Origin of the sequence: Cupriavidus sp. SK-4, from assembly GCF_000611125.1 — a bacterium.
GTDB lineage: Bacteria > Pseudomonadota > Gammaproteobacteria > Burkholderiales > Burkholderiaceae > Cupriavidus > Cupriavidus necator.
Map to the genome: position 1 here is coordinate 1,283 of NZ_JFJW01000153.1, position 6,855 is coordinate 8,137.

General features: G+C 72.0%; 3 protein-coding genes. 2 read left to right on the plus strand and 1 reads right to left on the minus strand.

The window, feature by feature from the left end; genetic code table 11:
• On the minus strand, positions 1 to 2,972 hold a 2,972-nt coding region (locus CF68_RS30475), incomplete at its 3' end, for a YhdP family protein (RefSeq protein ID WP_235205945.1).
• 197 nt (positions 2,973 to 3,169) lie between these two features.
• On the opposite strand from CF68_RS30475, the gene glnE reads away from it, so the two are divergent.
• Together glnE and rrtA are read left to right on the plus strand one after the other, a co-directional pair.
• Positions 3,170 to 6,163 (plus strand): bifunctional [glutamate--ammonia ligase]-adenylyl-L-tyrosine phosphorylase/[glutamate--ammonia-ligase] adenylyltransferase, encoded by a 2,994-nt coding sequence (glnE, locus tag CF68_RS30480; RefSeq protein ID WP_035826341.1) that lies wholly within the window; start codon positions 3,170 to 3,172, stop codon positions 6,161 to 6,163.
• The gene (gene rrtA / locus CF68_RS30485) at positions 6,153 to 6,791 is read left to right on the plus strand and encodes a rhombosortase (protein WP_035826343.1); all 639 of its coding nucleotides are present in this window, start codon (positions 6,153 to 6,155) and stop codon (positions 6,789 to 6,791) included. The genes glnE and rrtA overlap by 11 nt, the downstream gene beginning before the upstream one ends.
• Positions 6,792 to 6,855: the final 64 nt, after the last annotated feature.

Genomic DNA, 6,855 nt, shown 5'->3' on the forward strand with positions numbered 1-6,855 from the left:
CCGGCGAGCACGTCGATGCCGCCGCCCTGGTCGCGGCGCAGCAGGTAGCGCGCGTTCAGCGCATGGCCCAGCTGCAGCACCAGCTCGCTGGTGCCGGCGCGGCCCGGGGCGCTGGCCGGGCGCAGGTCCACGCGAAGCGCCAGGTCTTGCGCCGCGGCCTTGGCCAGGGGCGCGGGCAGGCCGATCGCCATGCCGTTCAGTTCGGAGCTCAGCTGCACCTGCAGCTGGCGCTCGCGCGTGGCGATCACGGCGCTGTAGCTGGTGCTGCCCTCGAGCCGCGCGGCCACCGGCGCCAGCGCCGAGCCCGCGGCGGCCTCGCGCAGCCCGGCGGCCGAGACGTTGCCGCTGGCGGTGACGTGCGTGGCGCCGTCAGGCTGGGTGCCGCCGCCGAGCCGGATCTCGCCGCCGAGGAAGCGGGCCCGCATGTTCTCCAGCCCGAAACCGTGTTCATTGAACGTGATGGTGCCGTTGGCGTGGCCCAGTTGCGGCAGCTGCGGGCTGAGCACGACATCATTGCCGGGGAAGCGGAAGCGGCCGTCCACCTTGGCGGCATCGGCGTGTTCCAGCGGCATGTCGAGCTTGAGCCTGAGTTCGCCGTTGCCGTGGGCCTGCGCCGCATCGGCCACGTGCCCGGTCCATTCGCGCACCGGCGAAGCGTTGATGTAGCGCAGGAAGCCCTGTACCGGTCCGCTGGCGCCGCCGTCGATCACCAGCTTGCCGCGCGGGCCAAGGTCGTCGATGCGGCCCTTGACATCCTGCAGCGTGACGCCGGGGATATCGTGGACCGTGGCCCGGCTCGCCAGGAAGGTCATGCCGCCGCGGTCGAACACGACCCGCCCGGCAATGTCGGTGAAGGTGGGCCACGCCTGCGCGCCGGTGGTGGTGCCGCTTGCGGTCTGGTGCGGGGCGATCTGGTAGCTGACGTGTTCGATCGGCACCTCGACCCGGAACTCGCCGGCCTTCTCGCGCGGGGCATGGAACGGGAAATGCGCCAGGTCGCCGCGCAGCACGAAGCTCACGCCGGCAGCTTCGCCGCCCGCCAGCGCGCCGGCCAGGTAGTGCCGGGTGCCGGCCGGAATGCTCAGCGGCAGGTAACGCGGCACGCGCGCCACCTGGGCGCGGGTCATGTCGCCGCTCAGGTCGGCGATGCCGGAGACACCGTCGCCGCCTGCGCGCCAGGTGCCGCGCACCGAGCCGGCCGCATCGGCATTGGCAAAGCGCACGCCGTCCAGCGTGACCGCGAGCTTGCCGCCGGCATGGGTCCAGCGCACTTCGCCGCCGATCTGGTCGAACGGCAGCCGCGGCTCCTCGAACAGGCCAGGCAGCACCAGTGCCGCGCCATTGCCTTCGAAGCGGGCATTGCCCTGCTTGTCATCAAATGAGAAGGTGCCAGACAGGTGCGAGAAGCCGGGCGTGCCCAGCCGCGGGTGGCCGCTGGCGTCCAGCGCGGGCACGGCCGGCTGGCCGTTGACCGAGACGTCGCGCAGCGTGCCCTGCACGCTGTAGAGCGGCTTGCCGCCGCCCCGCTCGAGCATGCCGGCGCGCTCGCGGCTCCAGGTCACGTTAAGGTTGTCGATGTGGCCCGCCGGCTGCAGCGCGCGCAGCCGGCGCAGCACCGCGGTGTCCAGCGGCATCGAGCTGGCCGCCGCGCGCACCGTGTTCAGGTCCAGCGTGGGCGCCTTCAGCGAGAACTTGCGCAGGGTGCCGTCATTGCCGGTGGCCCAGCCGAGGGTGACCTTGCGCATGCCTTCGCGCCAGGTGCTGTCGGCGGGGGTGCCCTCGTCGTCGCTGGCGGGCTGGGGTTGCCAGAGCAGGGTGTCGACGGTCAGCAGGTTGCTGCCGTCGCGTTCGGTCCGGTGCAGCAGGAAGGCCTGCGCATTGGCCAGGCGCAGCGGGGCGGAGGCGCCGGCCAGCTGCAGGTCGACGCCGCTGGCGCGCAGCCGCGTCTGGCTGCGCACGATGCGGCCCTGGCGGAATTCAATGCTGCCGTCGGTGCTGAAGGTGCCGCTGGCGGCGCGCTCGAACATCGCCAGGTAGCGCTGCAGCACCGGCAGCTGCAGCTGGCCGAGGTCCCAGCTGGCCTGCCCGGCCCAGTGGCGCCAGTTGCCGGCGCTGTGCAGATAGTCGTTGCTGAAGGCGGACTTCACCACCAGCGGGCTCGGCCCCAGCGCCGGCGAGCGCGCTTCCAGCGTCAGCGTATGGCGCGCGCCGTCGCGGCGGGTATCGAGGCGGATCTCGCCGATATCGAGCTGCGGCAGGCCTGCCTTCTCGTCCAGCCAGCGCAGCTTGCCGTCGGACAGCGCCACGCGCCCCTGCGACATCAGCCAGCCCAGGAAGCGGTCGTCGTCCTGCTGGCCGCCGGTTGAGTCCACCAGCATGCCGCCCACCAGCAGCCGGCCCTCGGGCGTGCGCCGCACCAGGATGTCGGTGCTGGTCGCGCCCAGGCTGACGAACTGCAGGTTCATGCTGAACAGCGAGCGCCACGACAGCTTGCCGTCGAGCGTGGCGGCCGCAAGCAGCACGCGCTGTTCACGGTCCACGGCGCGCAGACCGCGGGCGCGGAAGGCCGGGTGCCAGCCGTCCCAGTAGGTATCGAGCGCGCCGATGCTGACCTTAGCCGACAGCGCCACCGAGCCGCGCTCTTCCAGCCACTGGCGCGCGGTGGATGCCTGTGGCCACAGCACGAAGCGGATCAGCAGGCCCGCCACCAGCGCCAGCGCGGCCAGCACCAGCGCCAGCCGCACCAGCGCGCGGCCCAGCCCGCGCCAGCACGGGTGGCGCACGGCTACCGCCACGCCGCGCGCGCAGGCGCGCAGGAACGCGCCGGCGAAACCGTTGCGCCGGGCGCTGGTGGCATCGTTGGCCGGGGGATTCACGGGGTGTGGCGGGGCCAGGGTGGAGGCGGCCTCCGGCCCGCCCGCGCCGCCATTGGGGGGGGAACCATCAGCGGGTTGTGGGGCGCGGCTGGACATGCGCAGATTATCCGACAATACTAGCCGCTCTCCAATCTGGTGCCCGGCCGGCTGAAACAAGAACGCGCAAGCTGCGCGCACCCGAAGCGACAATAGCCACGATGGCGCGCCCGCTGCGCGGACAACAAGACGCGAGCATCGGGTGAACCGCGGGGCAAACCACAGGCCGCACCTTTTCTCGCATTTCAAATACTGGAATGACTGCCTCTGAACCGACGAGTTCCGCCGCTGGCGACGCTGCTGATCAACATGGCGCGCGCGCCACACCGGATCCGGCCAATCCGGCAGCCATGGTGCCGGGGCCGGGCCCCGGCACCATGGCTGCCGGCGCCTTCGCCATCACCGCGGCGCAGGGGCTGCAGCCGGCTGACGGGGTTGGCCATGCAGGCGGCCACGTATTGTACTCGGCTGCGTATTCGCACTACGCGCGCCGCGTGCTGCAGGCCCGGCCGGATTTGCCGGCCATCCTGGCCGCCGCGGTCGCCCAGCCGCTGACGCGCGCCTGGATGCAGGCGCGGCTGCAGGCGCTGCACGAGCCCTCGGCCGATGCCGAGGAATCCGCCAAGCGCACCCTGCGCCGTCTGCGCGCCGAAGTGATGTGCGCGGTGATCGAGCGCGATTTGCGCGGCCTGGCCACACTGGGCGAGGTCACCGGCGCCATGACCGACCTGGCCGAGCTGGCGATCCAGCATGGCCTGGCGATGCTGGGCGACGACCTGGCTGCCACTTTCGGCCGCCCGGTCGGCGCCCACAGCGGCGAGGTGCAGGAGCTGGTGGTGGTGGGCATGGGCAAGCTGGGCGGGCGCGAGCTCAATGTCTCGTCCGACATCGACCTGATCTTCCTCTATGACGAGGACGGCGAGACCCAGGGCGGCTCGCGCAGCCTGTCCAACCACGAGTACTTCATCAGGCTGGGACGCCGGCTGATCAACCTGCTGGCCGAGGTGACCGCCGACGGCTATGTGTTCCGCGTCGACATGCGGCTGCGCCCCAACGGCGACGCCGGACCGCTCGCGTGCAGCCTGGGCATGCTGGAGGAATACCTGGTGGTGCAGGGGCGCGAGTGGGAGCGCTATGCCTGGATCAAGGGCCGCGTGGTGTCGGCGCTCGACACGCCGCACGCGCAGCGCACCGCCAGCCTGCTGTCGCGGCTGACGACGCCCTTCGTGTTCCGCCGCTACCTGGACTACGGCGTGATCGCCGCCATCCGCTCGCTGCACGCGCAGATCCGCAGCGAGGCCGCCAAGCGCAGCGGCGGGCTGGCGGGGCACGGCGTCAACCAGCGTTCGTTCAATATCAAGCTGGGCCGCGGCGGCATCCGCGAGATCGAATTCATGGCGCAGGTGTTCCAGCTGATCCGCGGCGGCCAGGACCCGGTGCTGCGCGTGCGCCCGACGCTGGAAGTGCTGGCGGTGGCGGTCGAGCGCGGGCTGCTGCCCGCCGGCCAGGCCGAGCAGCTCGGCGATGCCTACCGCTTCCTGCGCCAGCTGGAGCACCGGCTGCAGTACCGCGACGACGCCCAGACCCACCACCTGCCGACTTCGCCCGACGAACAACTGGCGGTGGCGCGGATGATGGGCTGCGCCGACTGGCAGCAACTGCTGGCGCGCCTGGCGGCGCTGCAGGAGCCGGTGGCGCAGCAGTTCGAGGCCACCTTCTCGGATCCCGATGCCGCCCCGTGCGAAGCGCTGTGGCCGGGCATCGTGTTCGACGATAACGCCGCGCAAGCGCAGGACAACCCGGAACAGAAGCAGGACGATGCGGCCTGCGACGATGACGCCGCGCCCTGCCAGCGGCTGCAGGCCGCCGGCTTCACCGACTGCACCGGGCTGCTGGACCGGATGCGCGCGATCGCCTCGTCGCTGCGCTACCGCGCGCTGTCCGAGTCCAGCCGCGCGCGCTTCGACCAGCTGGTGAACCGCGCGCTTGACCTGGCCGCGCGCCAGGAAGACGCCGACAGCACCATCGCGCGCTTTATCGACTTCCTCGAGGCGATCAGCCGCCGCGCCTCCTACCTGTCGTTGCTGTCCGAGTATCCGCAGGCGATGGACCGCGTCGCGCAGACGCTGCATGCCTCGCGCTGGGCCGCGGCCTACCTGACGCGGCACCCGCAGCTGCTGGACGAACTGCTCGACAGCGATGCGCTGGCCGGCGCGCCCGACTGGGCCGCCTTCCGCAAGCGCCTGCATGAGCGGCTGCTGGCCGCCGAAGGCCAGGTCGAGCAGCAGATGGACATCCTGCGGCGCGAGCACCATGTCGAGACCTTCCGCGTGCTGCTGCAGGACCTGCAGGGCATGCTGACGGTTGAGCAGGTGGCCGACCGCCTGTCCGACCTGGCCGATGCCATGCTCGAGGCCACGCTGGCAACGGTCTGGCGCCAGCTGGCCACGCGCCACCGCGACACGCCGCGCTTTGCGGTGATCGCCTACGGCCGGCTGGGCGGCAAGGAACTGGGCTATGCCTCGGACCTGGACATCATCTTCCTGTACGACGACGACCATGAGCGCGCGCCCGACGTCTATGCTGCCTATGCGCGCCGGCTGATCACCTGGCTGACCAGCCATACCGCCGCCGGTGCGCTGTTCGACGTCGACACGCGGCTGCGCCCGAACGGCGCGGCCGGCCTGCTGGTGACCAGCTTCGAGGCGTTCCGCCGCTACCAGCTGCGCGAAGGCGACAACACCGCCTGGGTGTGGGAACACCAGGCGCTGACGCGCGCGCGCTTCTGCGCCGGCGATGCCGCCATCGGCGACCGCTTCGAGGGGCTGCGCGGCGAGGTGCTGTGCCAGGAACGCGATGCCGCCGCGCTGCGCGGCGAGATCGTGCAGATGCGCCGCAAGGTCGCCGAAGGCCATCCCAACCCGACCGACTTGTTCGACCTGAAGCACGATCGCGGCGGCATGGTCGATATCGAATTCACGGTGCAGTACCTGGTGCTGCTGCACAGCCGGGCGCACCCGCAGCTGACGCGCAACGCGGGCAATATCGCGCTGCTGCGCGAAGCGGGCGAGCTGGGCCTGATCGACGCCACGCTGGCACTGGCGGTGGGCGATGCCTACCGGCTGTTCCGCGCGCGCCAGCACCAGCTGCGGCTCGAGGGGCAGGCGCACGCGCGGGTCGCGCCCGCGTCGGTGGCGCAGCAGACCGGACAGGTGCGCGCACTGTGGCAGGCCGTGTTCGGTGAGGCCTGACGCGGCAGTTCCGCCGGCACCCGCCGGGGCATCGTGGCCGGGGCTGCTGGCGGCGATCGCGCTGGTGTGGGCGCTGTCGGCCTGGTTCACCTTCATGCCGTGGTGGCATGCGCACGGCCTCTACCTGCGCGATGCGGTGCGGCTGGACGGCCAGTGGTGGCGCCTGGCCACCGCCATGTGGGTGCACCTGGACGGACACCACTGGCTGGCCGACGCGCTGGCGGCCACCGGCGTGCTGGCCATCGCCGCGCGCGTGGCGCGTGCGCGCACGCTATTGCTGGTGCTGGTTGCCTGCGGCATCGGCGTGCAGGTGGTGCTGCTGCGCGTGCCGGCGATTGCGTGGTATGGCGGGCTCTCAGGCGCCTTGCACGGGCTGGCCTTGTGGGGCGCGCTCGGGCTGTTGCGGGCGTCGGGCCTGGCGCGTGTTACCGGCGTGCTGCTGTGCCTGGGCGTGCTGGCCAAGGTCTGGGTGGAACAGTCGTGGCTGGCGCCGGTGGTGTTCGATCCGGCCTGGGGTTTTGGCGTGGTGCGCATCGCGCACGCGGCCGGCGCCGTGGCCGGCCTGCTGTGCTGGGTCTTGCAGGAGTGGTGGCTGGCGCGGCGCCCGGCCCGCGGCGACGACGCCTGAGCCGGCCGCCGGGCCTACATGCGGCGCCGCAGCGCGAAGGCCAGCAGGCCGGACAGCGCCAGCA

What these genes read in the sequence shown, in the direction of transcription:
- glnE (WP_035826341.1), top strand. Translation starts at nt 3,170, where the DNA reads ATGACTGCCTCTGAACCGACGAGTTCCGCCGCTGGCGACGCTGCTGAT.